The sequence below is a fragment of the Vibrio sp. 10N.286.48.B8 genome, assembly GCF_003050085.1.
Taxonomy (GTDB): Bacteria; Pseudomonadota; Gammaproteobacteria; order Enterobacterales; family Vibrionaceae; genus Vibrio; species Vibrio crassostreae.
This window is the reverse complement of the sequence record NZ_PIGD01000009.1, coordinates 80,859-100,740: the sequence shown is the minus strand read 5'-3', so window position 1 is coordinate 100,740 and position 19,882 is coordinate 80,859. Positions and strand designations below refer to the sequence as shown.

Annotated in this window: 15 protein-coding genes; 6 read left to right on the top strand and 9 right to left on the bottom strand. The window is 43.1% G+C overall.

The annotated features are described in order from the left end of the window. Nucleotides 1-2: 2 nt before the first annotated feature. Nucleotides 3-371: a DUF3319 domain-containing protein gene (locus CWO08_RS12330; RefSeq protein WP_048660165.1), complete on the bottom strand. Its 369-nt coding sequence runs from the start codon at nucleotides 369-371 to the stop codon at nucleotides 3-5. 100 nt (nucleotides 372-471) lie between these two features. On the opposite strand from CWO08_RS12330, the gene CWO08_RS12325 reads away from it, so the two are divergent. After that, nucleotides 472-1,440 (top strand): tyrosine-type recombinase/integrase, encoded by a 969-nt coding sequence (locus CWO08_RS12325; protein WP_048668928.1) that lies wholly within the window; start codon nucleotides 472-474, stop codon nucleotides 1,438-1,440. A 156-nt stretch (nucleotides 1,441-1,596) separates the two neighbouring features. On the opposite strand, the gene CWO08_RS12320 is transcribed toward CWO08_RS12325, so the two are convergent. Beyond that, nucleotides 1,597-2,592 carry a D-alanine--D-alanine ligase gene (locus CWO08_RS12320; RefSeq protein WP_108020534.1) on the bottom strand — a complete coding sequence of 332 codons (996 nt, stop codon included), beginning with the start codon at nucleotides 2,590-2,592 and terminating at the stop codon, nucleotides 1,597-1,599. Between the two features lie 179 nt (nucleotides 2,593-2,771). Then, nucleotides 2,772-3,335: an SPOR domain-containing protein gene (locus CWO08_RS12315; protein WP_055319529.1), complete on the bottom strand. Its 564-nt coding sequence runs from the start codon at nucleotides 3,333-3,335 to the stop codon at nucleotides 2,772-2,774. Between the two features lie 216 nt (nucleotides 3,336-3,551). Between CWO08_RS12315 and CWO08_RS12310 the strand changes: the two genes are divergently transcribed. Further along, nucleotides 3,552-6,233 carry a bifunctional acetate--CoA ligase family protein/GNAT family N-acetyltransferase gene (locus CWO08_RS12310; protein WP_108020533.1) on the top strand — a complete coding sequence of 894 codons (2,682 nt, stop codon included), beginning with the start codon at nucleotides 3,552-3,554 and terminating at the stop codon, nucleotides 6,231-6,233. Here CWO08_RS12310 and CWO08_RS12305 read toward each other — a convergent pair. Beyond that, entirely contained in the window at nucleotides 6,225-7,112 is an 888-nt protein-coding gene (locus tag CWO08_RS12305) for a LysR family transcriptional regulator (protein ID WP_055319527.1), read from the bottom strand. The genes CWO08_RS12310 and CWO08_RS12305 overlap by 9 nt on opposite strands. Before the next feature lie 224 nt (nucleotides 7,113-7,336). On the opposite strand from CWO08_RS12305, the gene CWO08_RS12300 reads away from it, so the two are divergent. Then, nucleotides 7,337-9,484 (top strand): TonB-dependent hemoglobin/transferrin/lactoferrin family receptor, encoded by a 2,148-nt coding sequence (locus CWO08_RS12300; protein WP_108020532.1) that lies wholly within the window; start codon nucleotides 7,337-7,339, stop codon nucleotides 9,482-9,484. 340 nt (nucleotides 9,485-9,824) lie between these two features. Here the strand turns inward: CWO08_RS12300 and galE are convergent, their stop codons facing one another. The 4 genes from galE to CWO08_RS12280 form a co-directional block, all read right to left on the bottom strand. After that, a complete protein-coding gene (galE, locus tag CWO08_RS12295; protein ID WP_108020531.1) occupies nucleotides 9,825-10,838 on the bottom strand; it encodes a UDP-glucose 4-epimerase GalE in 1,014 nt (337 codons plus the stop codon). An 85-nt stretch (nucleotides 10,839-10,923) separates the two neighbouring features. Next, entirely contained in the window at nucleotides 10,924-12,897 is a 1,974-nt protein-coding gene (locus CWO08_RS12290; RefSeq protein WP_108020530.1) for a diguanylate cyclase domain-containing protein, read from the bottom strand. Next, nucleotides 12,897-13,433, bottom strand: coding sequence for a YfiR family protein (locus CWO08_RS12285; RefSeq protein WP_048608322.1), 537 nt, complete (start codon nucleotides 13,431-13,433; stop codon nucleotides 12,897-12,899). Before CWO08_RS12285 ends, CWO08_RS12290 begins: the two co-directional genes overlap by 1 nt. After that, nucleotides 13,423-15,486, bottom strand: a complete 2,064-nt coding sequence (locus tag CWO08_RS12280) for a TonB-dependent siderophore receptor (RefSeq protein ID WP_108020529.1) — start codon at nucleotides 15,484-15,486, stop codon at nucleotides 13,423-13,425. The genes CWO08_RS12285 and CWO08_RS12280 overlap by 11 nt, the downstream gene beginning before the upstream one ends. Nucleotides 15,487-15,656: 170 nt before the next feature. On the opposite strand from CWO08_RS12280, the gene CWO08_RS12275 reads away from it, so the two are divergent. The 3 genes from CWO08_RS12275 to CWO08_RS12265 all read left to right on the top strand — a co-directional run bounded on the left by CWO08_RS12275 (nucleotide 15,657) and on the right by CWO08_RS12265 (nucleotide 18,255). Next, on the top strand, nucleotides 15,657-16,400 hold the full coding sequence (locus tag CWO08_RS12275) for a 5-oxoprolinase subunit PxpA (protein WP_048660176.1): 744 nt from the start codon (nucleotides 15,657-15,659) through the stop codon (nucleotides 16,398-16,400). Nucleotides 16,401-16,559: 159 nt separating this feature from the next. Then, nucleotides 16,560-17,312, top strand: coding sequence for an allophanate hydrolase subunit 1 (locus CWO08_RS12270; RefSeq protein ID WP_108020583.1), 753 nt, complete (start codon nucleotides 16,560-16,562; stop codon nucleotides 17,310-17,312). Then, entirely contained in the window at nucleotides 17,305-18,255 is a 951-nt protein-coding gene (locus tag CWO08_RS12265; protein ID WP_108020528.1) for a biotin-dependent carboxyltransferase family protein, read from the top strand. Before CWO08_RS12270 ends, CWO08_RS12265 begins: the two co-directional genes overlap by 8 nt. Nucleotides 18,256-18,424: 169 nt before the next feature. Here the strand turns inward: CWO08_RS12265 and CWO08_RS12260 are convergent, their stop codons facing one another. Further along, nucleotides 18,425-19,879 (bottom strand): NAD(P)-binding protein, encoded by a 1,455-nt coding sequence (locus CWO08_RS12260; protein ID WP_108020527.1) that lies wholly within the window; start codon nucleotides 19,877-19,879, stop codon nucleotides 18,425-18,427. Nucleotides 19,880-19,882: the final 3 nt, after the last annotated feature.

The window sequence follows — 19,882 nt, the reverse complement described above, 5'->3', positions numbered from 1 at the left end:
AATTACTTCTTTTGTTGCTCTGCTTTTTGTTTTGCGAGTAAGTAAGCTTCTATATGACGCTGGATTGCAATCTTGCCGCCTTTGATTAAGCGACCGTTAAACATGCAATACCACGCATTAGGCTCACCGGTGTCATTCTTGATTTGGTAGCCGTTGAAGTTTTCAGTCGAGCCACCAGTTCCTCTCGACTTATTTAATGACGTGAATTCTTTTGGATCAATAATAGACGCGGTTTCAATCCACCAATCAATACTCTTTTTTACGGCAGCTAGGTTGCCCTGAATAACGTTGTTTTTTAATTTAGCACGCCAAACTGTGTTATTAGCATCTATCGATTGAAGATGGACGCTTCGGTAAATTGAATTAGCCATATCTATTAATCATCTTTTTGTTTTCACTACATTAATCATAAGTATACTTATAATGATATCAAGCATAATATGGTAAAAAAACCTGTTGAGGTACGGTAATTTGAGAAAAAAAGTCCCTATTTTAACCGACTCTGTGATAATTAATTCATTTGTTGAAAAATTAAACAGGCACGCGACAATTGAAATTATAGATGAATTGACAGGATTTCAATACTCTCACAATTCACTGTTGGGTATCTATAGTGATTGGAATCGCTATCATGCGTTCTGTACCAAACATCGTATTAACACACTTCCCGCTTCTATAACCGCTGTGCGTCGATTTCTTGAGACGGAGTCCAACGATAGAAAATACGCATCCTTGAAACGTTACACTGCAACGCTTAGTATGTTACATACTGTGTTGAGCTTTGCTAACCCGATCAAGCATAGGCAAGTTCGCTTTACCCTGCTCCACTTACAATCTCAAATGGCCGGTGACGCCAAACAAACCAATGCTATGACATCTGTGCATCTCACTGATTTAAATACGTTACTCTCCCATGATAAAGCAAACTTGAAAGAGATCAGAGACATCGCTATTTATAACGTTATGTTCGAGTGTGCTTTAAAGCGCTCAGAACTTAAGGCGTTGTCGATGACCGATGTTGAGTACGTTGAAGATCATTACCAAGTAACAGTCAAAGATTCAGCTTATCAGTTATCACAAATAGCCAGTGTTGCACTTCAACGTTGGCTTTCGTTTACTGGACCACAAGACGATTTGCCTGTGTTTCGTGCGATAGACAAGCATGAGAATATTGGTTTACAGCCTTTAGATGATTCGTCCATTTACCGAATATTGAGAAGAGCAAGCGACTTACTTCAACTTCCAGAAAACCACCATTTCTCTGGAAATTCGATTCGTGTTGGTGCCGCACAAGAGTTGTCGAAACAAGGTCTTAAGGTTAGAGAGATTCAGGACTTTGGTCGCTGGCTTAGCCCTGCCATGCCAGCCCAATATGTGGGTTTCACGGGAACGGCTGAGAGTGAGAAGATGAAGTTTAAGGCGCTAATACCTTGGCAATAAACGGTTCGTAATTACTTGGATATTGTTACTTGGATATAAGTTGTGGCTAAATGATAGATTCGTAAAAAAAACGGCTAGCTTTAAAAAAAAGTGCCTTGGCGAAAGCTTAAGGCACTTTTGGGTTCAGCTCTAAGTGAACGAAAACGAGTTAGAAACCTAAGAAAGGCTTGTTCTCACGCAGTTCTCTAAGAACTGGCTGAATTTGTGGCCGTCATGCTCAACCATTTTAGGGAACATGGAGATTGGCGTCATACCTGGGAAGGTGTTGACTTCGTTCAGATAGATTTCGTTGTCTTGCGTTAAGAAGAAGTCGATACGAGATAAATGGCGGAGCTTCATCTGTGTAAACACTTTTCGAGCGCTTTCTGCAATCAGTTCACGCTGCTCATCAGTGAGGTTGCTTGCTTCAACTTCAGTGATCGAGTGGCTGTCTGCACTGTACTTCTCTTCGTAAGAGTAAAATGCGCCGTTCGGTGCAATCACCTCGCCCGGTTTGCTGATATGTAGCTCGCCATCGATTTCATAAGCAGCAACTTCTAGCTCTCTAGGCACCACTGATTTCTCAACCAATACTTGGTCCGAGAAAGTGAACGCCTTGTTGATAGCCTCGCTCAAATCTTCTACTTGGTTAACTTGGTAACAACCCACAGAAGAACCTTGACGAGCCGCTTTCACGAACACTTTACCCCACTTTTCAAATGCTTGAGTTGCTTGTGAGTGTGCTTGATCATTGTTGTCTGATAAGAACAGGTACGGCGTGTTTGGAATGCCAAGTGCGTCGTACCAAAGCTTTGAAGTGATTTTGTTAAAGCTGTTGTTACTCGCTTCTGAACCACAACCTAGGTACGGGATTTTAGCCATTTCAAACAGTGATTGAATATCACCTGTTTCACCTGGGAAACCGTGTATGCAAGGAACAATGAAATCGACTTTAGATGTTAAATTGTCACCGCGCAGGGTTTGATCGTTAATATCAAGATAAACCAATTCACCTGAATCAAGACACCAGCCTTCGTTTTTAATTTCAACTCTCACAACGTTGAAATCTGCAACGCTATTGAGTTGTTCGAAAAGGTAATTGGCTGAAACTAAAGACACTTCATGCTCTGAAGATCCACCGCCGCAAAGTAGAAGTATGTTTGTGGTGTTCATGGGTAAATTCGGTCCTTGAAACTAGGAATACTGACTTCAATGATAAACAAAAGTCGAGATAGGTACAGTGTTTTGATTGTTAAAATTGCGTTCGAAAGATCGAGCGATTAACTATTAAACAAAACAGCGAGTCTTAAAACAAAAGAAGGAGCATTTGCCCCTTCTTAATGAATCAAAACTTAGTTCAACTTGTTAAGCGTTGGGTATTCAGAGTTCTTGATGTCATCAATGCTCTTAACAAACGGCTTCAAGTTTTGGAAAGTGTTCGGCAGTGTTGAGATTGCCTTTTTAGCTTCTAAGCGCGTTGCGTAGTCACCGTAAAGTACGGTGAACCATTTGGTACCGTTAACCATTTTGTAGTTTTCCCAAACTGGTTGAGAAGTCGTAGGTAGCATTTTCACGAAAGAATCGACTTTACTTTGGCTGCCAACAGCAACAACTTGAACGGTGTAACCAAAACGCTGATTCATGTCTTGCTGTTTCTTGGTTGGGCCTGTCACTACTGCAACTGGCTTCGCTTGAGTCGTTTGAGTGACTTTCTGTTCAACAGGTTCAGTTCTGATCACGTTGACAACGTTTTCTTCAACAACGCCTGTTTGCTCAGATTGAGATACAACTGGAGCTTCAACTTTGGCCGTTTTGTATTCTTCTTGATAACTATCTGAAGTGACATTGGTAACGTAGTCGTCAGATACACATGCAGCCAAGAGCAGTGGCAAAGTCACAATTGCAAATTTTTTCATGGAAAGCTCTATATCCTTAATAATAATTACTATAAATCATGCCGATACGTCGGTTTAGAATCAAGTTAACTTTGAGATTATACACCATTAGTGGGTGACCTATTTCACAAACTTTATGCAGTGTCTGCTTATTCATCTTAATTCGGTGAATTTGCCATCAACCCGTGAGTGCAAAGTAAGTTACGATGAACTTACGTGCATTGCTAGGATATGTCTATGAATCATCTTGATCCCCTACTTAAACCCCGTTCAATCGCTGTTGTTGGTGCTTCTCAAAGAGAAACGCGTGCAGGGTATATCGTCATGAACAATTTGTTGCACGGGGATTTTAAAGGTGCAGTGATGCCAGTTACGCCAAAATATGACTCGGTGGCAGGCGTACTCTCTTATAAAAACATTTTGTCGCTACCGATCGTTCCTGACCTTGCCATTTTATGTACCAATGCGACCCGTAATGTCGCCATTTTTGAAGAACTAGCCGAGAAAGGTATAGCCTCTGTCATTGTGCTTTCTTCCGACATGCAGCAAGAAAGCGATAATGGTGAGACGTATGATGAACGATGCCTAGCGATTGCCAAAAAACACAACATTCGAGTGTTAGGTTCCAATAGTTTGGGAGTGATTGTCCCTTGGTTAAATTTAAACGCCTCATTCTCTCCTGTGACAGCATTACCCGGTAAAATCGCCTTTGTTTCTCAGTCTGCAGCTGTGTGTACCACGATTCTCGATTGGGCTAATGACAAAGAGATCGGTTTTTCGGCGTTTATCTCTATAGGTAATGGCAGTGACATCGAATTCTCGGAGTTATTGGATTATCTGAGTACCGATTCTCACACCGAAGCGATATTACTTTATGTAGACAGCATTACTGATGCGAGGCGCTTTATTTCTGCAGCGCGTGCGGCATCGCGCAACAGACGAATTCTAGTGCTAAAAGGCGGACGAACAGCGAAAGGGCGAGCGGCCGCAATGGCACACACCGGTGGTGCCGATACTTTAGATATTATCTACGATTCCGCGATTCGCCGTAGTGGCATGTTGCGAGTTAAGAACTTACATGAATTGTTTGCTGCGGTAGAGACACTGACTCATTCAGTACCATTGCGTGGTGAGCGTTTGGCTATTGTTACCAACGGTGGCGGCCCTGCGATTATGGCCGTGGATACGCTATTTGACCGCGGTGGCAAGCTCGCAGAGTTTTCACAAGAGACTCTTGATAAGTTGAACAAGGTGTTGCCATCTAGTTGGTCTCACAGCAATCCTATCGATATTGTTGGTGATGCTGGTGATCAGCGTTATATCGATACCATAAACATCTTACTCGATGGCGATGAAGCGGATGCGATTCTTATCATGCATAGCCCTTCTGCGATTGCACATTCCGCTAGAACGGCTGAACGAATTATTGAAGCGATTAAGAAGCACCCTCGCCACAAGCGCTTTAACATCCTGACGAATTGGTCTGGTGAGTTAACAGCTAGGCCAGCGCGAAAGCTGTTTACCGAAGCGGGTTTCCCGACCTATCGAACGCCTGAAAGCTCAGTGGTCGCATTCATGCACTTGGTCGAATACAGACGAAACCAACGTCAGTTAATGGAAACGCCTACCACGGCAGAAAAAGTACATATTGAAGATCTAGCAGATGCGAAAAGTTGGATAGAACGACAACTACTGGATAAAGATACAGTTAGCCTTGATACTCACCAAAATAGCCAGTTTTTCAAGAGTTTTAACCTCGATGTGCTACCGACATGGATTGCTTCTGACCCAAGTGAAGCGGTACACATTGCAGAAACAATTGGTTATCCGGTTGCCGTAAAACTTCGTTCGCCAGACATTGCACACAAGTCAGACGTTCAAGGTGTGATGCTCAATTTACGAAACAGCAGTGAAGTTGCCAATGCTGCTCAGGCAATTCTCGATCGTTCTCAACTATCCTTCCCTACAGCTCACATCCACGGCTTGTTAATTCAGGGTATGGCCAAGATCGCGGGTGGCCAAGAGCTACGAGTCAAAGTAACAACCGATGAAACCTTTGGCCCCATCATTTTACTTGGACAAGGTGGTTCGGAGTGGGATGAATCGATTGATGCGGCCGCTGCTTTCCCACCGCTCAACATGACACTGGCGCGCTACTTGATTATTCGAGCGATAAAAAGTGGCAAGATTCGCCTACAAAAGCTCCCTAACCCGATTGATATAGAGGGCCTTTCTGAATTATTGGTTCGTATATCGCAGATGGTCGTTGATTGCCCTGAAATACATGATTTAGATATCCATCCAGTACTGGCCAACGGAGACAAGTTCACGATCTTAGATGCCGATATCATATTGAAAGCTTACGAAGGAGACCCGCAAGAAAGGTTGGCCATTCGCCCTTACCCAGTCGAGCTTGAAGAACGTATCCAGCTAAAAGATGGAACCGAAGTGTTGTTACGCCCTATTCTGCCTGAAGATGAACCGCTCCATGCTGACTTTATTAATCGCGTATCTAAAGAGGATCTTTATAAACGTTTCTTTAGTGATGTCGGTGAGTTCAATCATGAAGCGTTGGCTAATTTTACTCAGATTGATTTCGATAGAGAGATCGCCTTTGTTGTGGTGCGTGAAGAACAAGGGGTTCCTGCAATCATCGGTGTATCGAGAGCGCTGATTAACCCAGAGAACACCGATGCCGAGTTTGCGATTCTGATACGTTCCGATCTGAAAGGTGTCGGCATAGGTCGTATTCTGATGACGAAAGTTATCGATTACTGCCGAGCAAAGCAGACTAAACAGATGTCGGGTATGACGATGCCAACCAATAGAGGGATGCTGACACTAGCTCAAAAGCTCGGTTTTAAGCTAGATATCAGTTTTGAAGACGGTACTGCAGATATGGTGTTACCGTTACTTTAACGCCCATGTCTTTTTAAGATGTTGGATACACCAAGACTTGGCGTCGCCCATTTTGTTACGTCGCCAAGCCATGACGATATCGATCGGCTGTGGTTCTGTACCCGAAATCTGCTGTAGTACGCCAGATTCAATCAGCGGCTTAGCAATACTACTCGGCAAGGTGCCAATCCCTAATCCACTTGTCAGAGCTTCAACCTTTGCAGGGAAACTTGTCACGGTTAAACGAGGTTGCTTCTCTAGAATGTTGCGACTTAAAGCGGGTTGATCGCGTGCAGTATCTGCGATTGCAATTACCCTGTAACTTTCTCTAGCCTTTTGGTCAAACTCGCCAGAACGCTTGTGAACGTAGTGGTTTGATGCCGCGACCCATACCATTTCCATCTTGCCGATTACGTCACTTTTCATATCGTTCGGGATGGTGTCGAGTTTCGGGCAAACAAGCAGGTCAGCACGACCATCGGTGAGTGATTCCCAGCATCCAGCTAAGATCTCTTCTTGTAAGCGAACGCGTGTTTTGCTGATTTTCCCTAGTTCATCGACTAACGAGAAGAAATTAGCAATCGGAATAATGCCATCGAAAGCAATGGTTAAATCCAACTCCCAACCGTTAGCAAGAATACTCGCATCGTTAACGAGTTGTTCAGTGGCACCCAGAATGATCCTACCTTGCTCTAATATTAGCTGCCCCGCTTCAGTGAAATTGGCGCGGTGTCCTGAGCGGTCGAAAATCATGATATCCAAGTCTTGTTCTAACTTCTGGATTTGATAACTCAATGAAGAAGGTGCTCGGTCCATTTCATTCGCTGCAGCTGCGAAACTCCCACGACGATCAATGGCATCTAATATGTGTAATGCTTCAAGTGTTATTGGACTATGCATAGCTTTCCTACTTTATAAATGAGACTTGAATCACAAAAACAGAAGCATTCAGGTTGTGAATGGAACTGTAAAAATCTTTTTAATACAGTCATTTAAGAGTGTTAATTATGAACTAGTTGATAAGATTGAAAATTATTTAAATGCAAATAATAGTAATTATCATTTAGAACCAATATTATCTTTCGCAAATCAAGATAATACTATGGAATTAAGGTAACTATCAGATGTATAAGCAATCCCTACTCTCTGCTTCAATCGTTTTAGCGCTTTCATCAACATCAGCCTTTGCTGAAGATTATGCCCTATTTGACGAGGTTGTTGTATCTTCGACTCGTACTAATCAAACACTTATCAATACAGCAGCTTCTGTTACTGTCATCTCGGATAAGCAAATTGAAGAAAATATGGCGAAAGACGTGAATGAAATCTTCGAATACACTCCGGGTGTAACGATGAACTCAAGCTCTCGCCAAGGTGCACAAACCATCAACATTCGTGGCATGGAAGGTAAACGCGTCAAGATCTTAGTAGATGGCTCGTCGCAACCAGGTTCATTTGATGGTGGCCCTTATGCATTTATCAACTCTAGCGGTATTTCAATCGATCCCGACATGTTAAAAAGCGTTGAAATCATCAAAGGCGCTGCTTCAAGTTTACACGGAAGTGACGCTATTGGTGGTGTTGTTGCTTTCGAAACTAAAGACCCTTCTGACTTCTTGAAAGATGGCGAAAACTTCGGTGGACAAGCGAAACTGTCTTACTCTTCAGAAGATAACTCTTTCAGTGAGCATGTTGCATTAGCTAATCGATTTGGTGACCTTGAAACATTGGTTGCCTACACGCGCCGTGACGGTGAAGAGCTTCAAAACTTCCGCGACTCGAACAACTTAGAAAATTACGCGGTAGAAGATCAAGACACATCAGCAGATAACCTATTGGTAAAACTGCAATATCAATTGAATGAAAGCCATCGTATCGAGTTTTTAGCTGAGCTAATCAAAGATACTTCAGACTCTGACATCTATCACTCAAGTTACGATAGCTATACTGGTGCTGATGACACAACACAAAATCGATTCGCTATTAAGCACATTTGGTTCGCAGATGGCGCTATCGCTGACACAGTGACGAGCAAAGTGTCATACATTTCTAAAGAAGAAAATGGTGTGACGAAGCGCTTTAAGCCAGCGGGTCCAGGTATGCCACCTTGGGTGCGAGCCAACAACGATAACTTGCAAACCAAAGATTATGAATACACAGAAGATAAGCTTGAGATCGAAACGCAGTTAGATAAAGAGATTAACAACCATTACCTAGTTTACGGTGCGACATATACACATAGTGACATTAGCAATACAAACATGGAGTACAACTCTGATCCTGCTACTGATGACCAGCTTTATGTATACACTCCTGATGCTAAAGAGCAGAAATTTGGTCTGTTTGTACAAGACGAAATTAGCCTAATGAACGACAAACTTGTTGTTACTCCAGGTGTTCGATTTGACTACTTCTCAACGGATCCAGGCAACAATACGGCAGAATCGTTAACTGATTTCTCAGATTCCGCGGTGACTGGACGTTTAGGCTCAACATACAAACTTACTGATACAGGCACCATCTTTGGCCAAATTAGCCAAGGCTTTAGAGCCCCTTCTTTCGATGAACTGTACTACACGTATGACAACCCAGGACATGGTTACGTAAATGACCCAAACCCGGATCTTAAGTCTGAAACCAGTATCTCTTACGAGCTAGGTTACCGTCATAATACTCAGGCTTCTTCATCTGAAATTGCGGCTTATTACAGTGATTACGATGATTTCATTGAAACTGTGGTAACGAAGAAAGTTGGTGGCACCACACACTACTCTAACGTTAACTTAGATTCAGCAACAATTAAGGGTGTTGAATTCTCTAACACGTTACTTTGGGATGTTTTAGTGGGCGCACCTGCAGGTATTTCAACTCATTTCGTGGCGTCTTACACTGAAGGCGAAGACGGTAACGGAAATGCGCTAAACAGTGTGAATCCTTGGAATGCAGTATTTGGTCTTAACTATGATGCGCCAAACCAAAACTGGGGTACTAGCCTTAAGTTAAACTACACAGCTAGCAAGTCTGGTTCAGACATCAACTTCGAGGACGAAAGCGGCGGCAACGCTGATCAAGCTGAGCTTCCGAGTGCTACGGTTGTTGACCTGACAGCTTACTACAAGCCAATGAAAGATCTTACTATTCGTGGTGGTGTATTCAACTTAACTAACGAAGAGTACTACCGTTGGAACGACATTCGCGGCGATGATGAGCTTTATAAAGAGAACTCACAAGCGGAAAGAAACTACGGTATTTCAGCTAAATACGAATTCTAATTCGTTAAAAACCTGAATTGCAGATACTAAAAAGCCAGCTAAATGCTGGCTTTTATTATTTCACTAAAAATTGTATCAAAAAGGGATAAAGTGAAATTACTTCTCTGCCATCTCTTTCTTAACCATTACTGCAGCAGCAATGATGAAAGTGATAATTAGGCCTAGTTCCATGATTAACTCCAAAGAAAATTAACATTAAACATATAATTCGCGAGCATGATAACAACAACCGATACAGAATGATACTTTTTAACCACTAATTCACTTTTTATTCGATTTAGATCAAAAAAGATGCCCTAAAGCATCTTTTTGTATATTAATCATTCATGAAACTACTAGATCAGCTAGGGAAACCATTAGGATTCGTTGACTGCCAGCGCCATGTATCTTCTGTCATTTCAGTCAATGTACGCGTCGCATTCCAGCCGAGCTCTTTCTGAGCTTTAGCAGGGTCTGCCCAACATTCTGCGATATCACCTGGGCGACGATCGACCAGTTTATAAGGGACTTGTTTACCGCTCGCTTTCTCAAACGCTTTAACCATGTCCAATACACTTGAACCGTTACCCGTACCAAGGTTGTAGATATGAAGACCGTCTTTGCGCCCTACTTTCTCAAGCGCTGCAATGTGACCATCAGATAGATCCATTACGTGGATGTAATCGCGAACGCCAGTTCCGTCTTTTGTTGGATAATCGCTACCAAACACAGATAGAAACTCACGGCGGCCAACAGCGACTTGAGATACAAATGGCATTAGGTTATTTGGAATACCTTGTGGATCCTCACCTAGCTCACCACTTGGGTGTGAACCTACTGGGTTAAAGTAACGCAGCAGTGTAATGCTCCAATCCGGATTGGCTTTTTGGAAATCGGTTAAGCACTCTTCAACCATTAATTTACTACGACCATATGGGTTGGTAGCGCTTGTTGGAAAGTCTTCAGTAATTGGAACACTTGCTGGATCGCCGTAGACTGTCGCTGAAGAGCTGAATACCAAGGTTTTTACACCCGCATCACGCATTGCATCAACAAGAACTAACGTGCCGTTTACGTTGTTATCGTAGTATTCAAGAGGCTTTTCCACAGACTCTCCGACGGCTTTTAGACCCGCAAAATGGATAACCGCTTCGATGTTGTGTTGCTTCATTGTTTCAGTCAAAAGCGCTTTATCACGAACGTCACCTTCAATGAAGTTGGGACGAACGCCCGATACTTTTTCGATACGTTCTAAAACGCTTGGTTTGCTGTTGTACAAGCTATCAAAAAGTACAGGCGTCATACCTGCGTTGATCATCTGGATACTTGTATGGCTACCAATGTAACCCATGCCACCTGTAACTAAAACATTCATGCTTAGCAGACCTTTTAATTAAAATTATTCAACCTATCACTTATGATACAACAACTTAGACAATGCCCACAAACGCCTGTGGCTATTAACTATCACGAGAGAACACAAATTGACCTTTTCCTTTGCGTTTCGCTTCGTACATCGCTTCATCGGCAACCTTTAGAATCACGTCGATATCACGCTCCAAACCGTCAACTAAGTGTATGCCCAAGCTCGCTCCAACATGAAGCGAACGCTGTTTATAATTCACTTCTTGCCCGATAAGCTCTAACAAACGTTCGGCTAGCTTCGCTAATAAGATTTTGTTTGTCTGCTTAATAATAAGTACAAATTCATCTCCCGACAAACGTGCAACCAAATCTCCCGCTCTTACCTGAGATAACAACCGGTTTGACACTTCTTTCAGGATTTCGTCACCTGCATCGTGTCCATAGTTGTCATTCACTTCTTTGAAGCCATCCAAATCCAAGTAGATAACCGCAAAATGCTGATTTGAATAGTGGCTCGACGTGACAACATCATCCATAACTTTATACAGTTGCGCTCTATTCGCTAACCCGGTTAATGCGTCGTGATGAGCTAAGTGTTCGAGTCTTTCCATCTCTTTAACGTTAGATAAATCAGACAGAGTTAACACCATATCAAACTCGTCTTTTTCGTTGTCTGAGGCAACTCTATTCACTTTGACAAACATAGGGACTAACGTGCCGGATGCGCTTTTCTCCCACACTTCGCCTTGCCACTGCCCATAATTTTCCAATGAGCTGCGAATAGTCGGCATGAGTGACGAAAACTGTTGCCAAGAAAATACTTCAAATGGTGTTTTGCCCACCAGCAGATCGGCGTGATACCCCAGTAGTCCAGTGACCGCTGGGTTTACCATGGTAATTACGTTGGACGAGTTAAGTACGATTAGGCCGTCTTTACTATTCTCAAAAACACCGGCCGCAATACGTTGGCGGCTCATTGCCGTTTCGATGTTCGTGACATCTTGAATTGCATAAAGGATACGGCCATGTTTTGACAATGAACGGCTACTCACTCGAAGCCAACGTTTAGATTGAAAGAGATCAGTGGTTTCCAGCAATTCGTCATTCAGTTCAATATTGGCGTTGATAACATCTTGTAAGAACCCAACTTGCTTGGTTACGATCAACTCTTGGATCAACAAGTGTTCAAGAAAGGCTTCCGAGCACTTAAAAATATCGCGAGTGGCTGCATTTGCATGAACGATGACCCCTTTTTCATCTACAACCAACAATGAGTGCTGAACGGTCTCAATGACCTCATTCGCGAACGACTTCTCTTCTTGGAGTTTATCCAGTGTAAAATTGATTTGGTTGTCCCGGTGTTGAAGCCTTTCAAGCATGGTATTAAAAGCTCGAACCAGCTCCCCAATCTCATCGCGGTTGGTTACGACTAATTTTGGCTGCTCTGATCGGCGTTCGATAAAGGCTTGCATCGCGTCATTGAGGTCAAACATCGGCTCGATAATCAAGCGTTGAACCAATTTGACCAGCACGCCGCCTAAGATCACCAGAAACAGAAGATAGACGGCTGCAACCTTGAAAATATTCGTTAAGATTGAATTAAACGTCTCTTTTGATATTGTCACTCTCAAGTTCGCGATAACAGCGTCATCCAGCGTCACAGGAACGAGCAAGAAGATGAAATGCTCAGAGATGGCAAATTGATGATCCGCGATATCGTCTAATTCATCTGCGTTCGGCCTTGGAACCAATGTGTTGTTCACTTGGTAGCTAGCAAATAGCTGTTCGTTAATGTCATAGAGTTTGACCCTGACAATATCTTTATCTGCAACGAAAGCTGACAAAATCTCTTGAGCCGAAGATTTGTCCTCAAATAGAATCGCGGCTTGTAGATTATAAGCAACACCTTGTGCTAACACTTTAACTCGCTGGATCAGGCTTTCTTTTTCTCTTTCAAACGTGACAGTGTAATTTACCGATTGAATTGTCACCAAAGTAACCGTGATGAAGATGATAATCGGTAATATCAACTTGTTTTTTATCGATATATTATTAATGAAAGACAGCATTATTGGTCCTCCACTATAGCGATTCGTAACAGGTTTGAGCCAATGACGTAGTCACCGCGCCTTGCATTCTCGAGATTGATCTTAGGTTTGAGCTTATTATCAATGTGAGTAAGCTCAATGACTCCACCTAAGTCTGTAAAGTTAGGGATATCACTGATTGTCACAGTATGTGGGGAGTGCTCTTGACTAAGGAATTGGTCATTTTTACGGTCAGACAAATACGTAATATCACACTTAGATGTAATCGACTGTTGAACTTGGATAGCGAGCGAACGAATAGATTTCCCCTCTGTAATTGACGTCAGCACTTGGCTTACCTTTTCATCGCCAATCACACAAAAGTTCACAGCGTTCATTGAGCTTTCATCATTCCAACGTATAAAATTCGCAATTCTAAAAAGGTACACCGCTTTCACTTCATAAGGTTTGAAGCTAGCTGCCGAGGTATTCAAAGGCATAATAAGCATCGTTAAAGCGGCAAGGCCTAATTTAAAGAAACCGAGCTTAATGCGGTGCTTAAGCCATTTAGAATTCATGAGAGATCCTCACATACACCGACTCTTGATTGACGCTTTTCTGAGATGTGAATTCAGCTTGGTAGCCGTCACTCTTACCTATGTTTTCAACAACCACTTCAACTAAAGGCGCTGCGGACGACTTTTTCCATGCGAGACGCGCATCAAAGGTTATTTCATGTGGGTAAGACTGCCATTCATATTGAGTGCCATCGCCTGCTACCCAATAGTCTGGGTAATTCACATTAATGTACTGGCCAATCACATCGAATTGCCAACTTTCTGTGATATTCCACATCAACTGTGCCGTGGCTAAATGTTCATTATCAATATCGTAATAAACACTCGTTTGAAGACTAGATTTAGGGTCATCACCTTTGTTTTTTCCCTCTAATGTTGTGTAGGCATAGCTCAAGTAACTGGTGATATCTTGAGTGAGCTGATAGCTTGCGCCTAACTCCAAGCCATATGTTTTCGCTTTATAATCATCAGACAGTACACCGACATAGACATGATTCGCGGGGATATCATTTGGGTCATAACTGTGGAAGCGAAGGTTGTCATGTTCACTCAGATATATCGTCGCATCGAGTTCGAAATTTGAATTGTTTGAGTAGCGATAACCCATTTCCGCCGTTACGACGCTCTCTGTTTCCAGGTCAGAATTTGATTTATAGACATCAAGGTAGCTGTCGTTAGAATCAGCATAGTAACTGTTGAAGTAATATGTGGAGTTTGAATCCATATAAGAAGGAGCAACCACCGCACGACTCAAGCCAGCCCAAACAGAATGGCGTTGATTTAGCTGATATAAACCGCGTAGTTGAGGTGAAAGTTCTGTCGAGTCATTCTGTGTAAAGTGCTCTGCCTTGAAGCCAAGAGTTATCGATAGCGCTTCTGTCATTTGAATTTGAGACTGTACAAATGCGTTCGCAATATAATCGTTAGCAGATTGGATATTGTAGGCTCTACCGTAGTAATCGGGATTGTACCAATCCACGTCCGAAACTTGGCTTGAGGAGAAATCAAGGTACATATATCGCAGGCCACCACCGAGTGTTAGCTGATGGTTTGCCGATAGTTGGTTGATATAAGTAGAGTCAAAATCGATGGTCGAATAGCTTCCCGGAGCGTCTGGCGCGTTATCCTCATTATATTCACCCCATAACGAATATGAGAGTGTCGAACTTTCATCAAAATGGCGAGAATCGTTGAACTGAATATAAACAGATTGGCTTTTATTATCAAAATCGTTGGCTTGTGATCCGACAAACGATCCTGAATTATCATATTGGAACGTATACAACTCCGACTCATAAAAGCTTTTCTCACCACCAATACGTAATGACCAACTTTCTTCAGCATTACTTGGCTGAAATACCATCCCTGCCGTTTGTGCTTTCCATTTTTCAGATTCGTTTGTGCGATATGTGGGTTCTTCTCGGTACTTATAAAAGGCACGAGCATTCACACTGTCGTTGAGGCTTAATCCCTGACGAACACTAAATTCATAGTTATCAGTATTAGAAGCGACACCTGAGAGATAAGTCCCCTGCGTATCATTGGCAGACTTAGTAATGATATTGACAACACCATTAACCGCGTTGCCTCCCCAAATTGTTCCGCCGGGGCCTTTTAGTACTTCGATGCGTTCGATGTCGGCAAGTACATAATCAACGTCGCTCCAATACGTACCGCCATAGACTGGGCTAAACAAGCTGCGTCCATCCATCATCACGAGCATCTTGTTATATAGCCCATCATGAAAACCACGGGCAGAAACAAACCATGAGGTTTCGTTAAACTTGGTTACTTTGAGTCCAGGGACAAGCGTTAGGACTTCCGCAATGGTTTTTGCCCCACTGCGCTGAATTCGCTCATTAGAAAGCACATACACCGACGAGGGAATGTCAGTGAGTTTTTGTGTCACTTTCGAAGCCGTTTCCATTTCGACATCTAACATCGACAACTCTTCAAGACTCATCGACATGAGTTGGTCTAGAGAGTTTACTTGAGCATAGACAAAAACAGGTGTCGTTAATGCTAGTCCTAAGCAAACCTGGCGGGATATCATGTGCTCACCTAATATACAGATAGATATTAATCCTTTAATCAATAGTTCAACTATATATGAAATGCCATACTGGTAAATTTACGGTATCGAAAGTATGAGTTAGGTCACTGTTTATTTGTGGTATTTATAAGACCGTCATTACTTACCTCAACGTAAAGGATTAGCACCACGTGACAACGAAGATTTTGCTTAATTGCGACATGGGAGAAAGTTTCGGCAATTGGAAGATGGGCGATGATGAGTCGGTCATGGAATGGGTCGATATGGCAAACATCGCTTGTGGTTTTCACGCGTCTGATCCGCACGTTATGTCCAAGACGATAAAACTGGCTCAGCACTATCACACTCAAATTGGTGCTCATCCCGGTTATCAAGATTTAGTTGGTTTTGGACGCCGCTCCATTCCACACACTATGGATGAAATTAGTGAGCTGGTTTGCTATCAAGTCGGTGCACTACAAGCCCTATGTCGCTATCACCACACCTCTGTTGGCTATGTAAAACCTCATGGCGCCCTTTATAACGATATGATGGCGAACATTGATGTGTTTAATGCGGTAGCCCAAGCAGTCGCTGAATTTAACATCCCCTTGATGATTCTCTCTTCATCAGACAATCAACAGTATTTGGATATTGCTGACGACCATGATTTACCCCTTTTGTTTGAAGCGTTTGCCGACCGTGCCTATTTGAACAACGGGCAACTAGCACCACGTACTCAAAAAGGCTCGGTTTACGTCAATCAAGACGATATCTATAACCAAGTCATGCAAATCATTAACTATGGCTCAGTCACGACTTTAGAGGGCGAAAGACTGCCTATTGAAGCCGATACCATCTGTGTTCATGGCGATAACCCTCAATCTATTGCATTAATTAGAAAAATTAGACAAGACCTCAACGCTTTTAATTAGTATGAAGCGTGTGATTGGTATGACGCATGGCCTGTTCGTTCGCCTAACCAAGCACCTAATCAATCGCTCGTAAGATTCAATTGCTTTGTATTGGTTTATTCGCGGAAGTGAGACATGCCAAGTAAGCAAACAAAAGGCAAACAAACGTATGGAAACGAAATGACGACGAATAAGATTGAATTCAATATAGCGCCAGTCGCGGAATGCAGCGTTTTGGTGACCTTGACGCTATCGCCTTCAAACAATCAATCTAGCGCTGAATATGTGCAGTATATGGCTCACTTTTCCGATGCCATTCGCCAAAATTTAGCATCGGTGTTGATGAATGTGACGCCGGCTTACCAAACAATATTGGTCGATTACCTACCTTATCGAATATCAGAACAGCAGCTCATTGAACAACTCAATAATTTGATGAATCACGCTCTATCGTCCTTTTCTAGTGTTAGTCAAACTCGTAATACGATTGAGCTTCCTGCCTATTATTCACCAGAAACGGCGCTCGATTTAGACAGGTATCAAGACAAAGGCTTATCGCTGGGAGATATTATTCAATATCACACCTCACAGACATACAGCGTCAGTGCTATTGGGTTTATGCCTGGCTTTGCGTTTATGTCTGATGTGGTTAATGAGCTTGCTTTGCCCCGTCACTCTACACCCCGCTTAAATGTGCCCAAAGGCAGTATCGCCATCGCGGATACTAAAACAGCTGTGTACCCTTCGGACTCGCCGGGCGGCTGGAATATTATTGGTAATTGCCCGCTTCCGTTGTTCGAGCATAGCCAATTGAAGAACGCCGATATCACTCAAAGACCATTGTCTCTGCTTAATGTTGGTGACACCGTTCGTTTCATCGCGATTTCAAAACAAGAATTTGCAGAGTTGGGTGGAGGCATCGTAAATGGCTAAGACAAACGCTAGACCAACACTGACAGTGATTAAGCCCGGTCCGTTGAGTTTGATACAAGATTTTGGGCGATTTGGTGTTGCTCATCTAGGATTAACGCAAGGTGGGCCGGTTGATGATTACTCTTATAGCTGGGCCAATCATCTATTGGGAAATCCAGTAAACCAAGCTGCTTTGGAAATCACGCTTGGACAATGCTCGTTACGAATTGATTTTGATTGCGAGATGGCGCTATGCGGGGGCGATTTACAGGCGAAGCTTGATGGTAAACCACAGGCTAACTGGCGTACTTTTCAAGCTTTTAAGGGGCAAGTTCTCTCATTTGGTTTACCTAAAAATGGTTTAAGGGCGTATTTAGCCATTAAAGGCGGCTTTGATGTTCCATCAACTCTTCATAGCTGCTCTACGGTGACTCGTGAAAAGATTGGTGGATTAACACAAGATCGAGAGCCATGCCAGCAAGGTCAACAAATAGCATTTACCCAACACTCACTCTCTCGTCCATTCAAAGCGTTGAGTGTTACCTTCAGATACAAGCCTGATTACAACCTGCCCGTGAACCTACGAGTTATTGAAGGCTATCAAAGCGAGCTATTCTCCGATTCAGCAAGAGAGACTTTGTATAACGCGCAGTATCACGTTGATCAAAATTCTAATCGGATGGGTTATCGACTCAGTGGCGATCCCGTCGACTCGCCTGACATTTCGCTGTTGTCAGAAGGTATTGCCTTAGGTGCAATTCAAATCCCTCAAGATGGACAACCTATAGTGTTGCTTAATGACAGACAGACCATAGGTGGTTATCCGAAGATTGGATGTGTCGCCAGAATCGATTTACCGCGCTTGGCACAAGCCAAACCGGGACATGAGATATCGTTCAGCAAAGGCGATCGCTTAGGCTTGCAAGATGTTTGGTGCCAATGGGCTCAGTTTTTCGGCTATTAGTCTTTGCTATGTGTTATGTGCTAATTGCTATGTAGCTAAGAATAATTAGCGAGGAAGATGTAGTTTAGGTGAGTTTCGGTATCTAAGCTGGCGTTTGAATGAAGATTCGGCTTATCTATTACGGTAAGCCGAATTGGAGAAGTTAAGCGCAGTCGATGATGATTGGCTATTAAGCGTGATCTTGGCCTGACACCTTTGCAAGCGCTTCTGGGTATCCACGTTCTTTGGTCAAATCTATTGCTCGGTTCTCAATATCATTTAGATTAAGTGACATTGTCACTGAGTGCATATCTTCAATAGATACCGCCTCTAATACATCAAACCATTGCTCAGCAACCTTTTGTGCCGCTTCTAATGTTGAAGAAGCTTTCACTACTTCAAGTCGAGCATAGCGTTCACCACAGAATGAGACGTCTGAAGCTCTTAAGCTAGGATCCGTTCCTGGTATTTGCTGCGCTCCAAACAAAGGCTTGCCACCTACCTGTGCAGAGCTGAAACTTGGGATGAACTGAGACATATGCGTTATTGCCGCGCGAGTTCTTAATTCAAGCTGCTCTTCACTCCAACCCGATACAATTTTCTTAAGCAACTTCGAAGGCAACTGTGGCTGTGACGAGTCTGTTGATGATGAAACAAGCCCTCCCTCAAACAAAGTAATCCCTTCTGTCATACCATGAAGTTGGAATACACCATCAGCATACGGCGTTAATTGGGCCATACCTTGCGGAGTGCCTCTCGGACCATGGAAGATAACCTCTGGCCACTCTTCCTTGCATTCTTGTGAATACGGCCACTCTGTAACGTATGCGGCTTTAAACTCAACCAGTCTTTGCTGCTTAGAGCCAACAAAGTCGTCCACAATACCTGTTTCAAATCCACTGGCATTGATCAAGTAATCGGTCGTTAGTTGGCAGCTTTGGTTTTCGGCATCGGTATAAGTCAAAGACCAACCTTGGCTCGTCGACTCAACAGATTGTAATCGGCTATTGGTTAACACGGTACAGTTAGCTTGTTGCCCTAAAGACAGTTGAGCGGTCGCAGATAAGCGGAATACGCTCCAACCATACTCTTGAACCATAGCAACAGGATACTTAAGGGTCTCTAAATCCGTATGTTTGGCAAAAGGAATACACCAATCATCAAGCGATGTTGGTTTCAGAGGCTGAGTTTTTGTAGAAAGTGCTAGTAAGTCTTCTTTGCTGTACAGCTTGTAATACTCTTCCGGATCACCAAGCACTTGGTTGCTCTTATCTTGTTTAACAAGTTCGGCATAAGCGCTCTTGATTATCTTAAGGCGAGGAAGCAGATCCAACGGCTCTCCACCATCACTGTGCGGAACGGCTATGATTGTCGGGCGGATATTGATCGTATGAGGAAATAAGCGGACAGTATCAATTGACTGCGTAAGCAACTGGAGACACTGCTCTACAGAAATATCTCGATACAAATTGCCGCCAGCGTGTAGGTGGCAAATTGGTGGACCATTAACCAAACTCGGCCCTTTTTCCAAGATAGTGACCTTAAAACCCAACTCACTAAAGTGAATCGCGCTTGTTGTTCCGGCAATACCACCACCAACAATGGCAATAGAAGGTTGATTTGTATCCGTTTTGTTGTGGTTCATCGT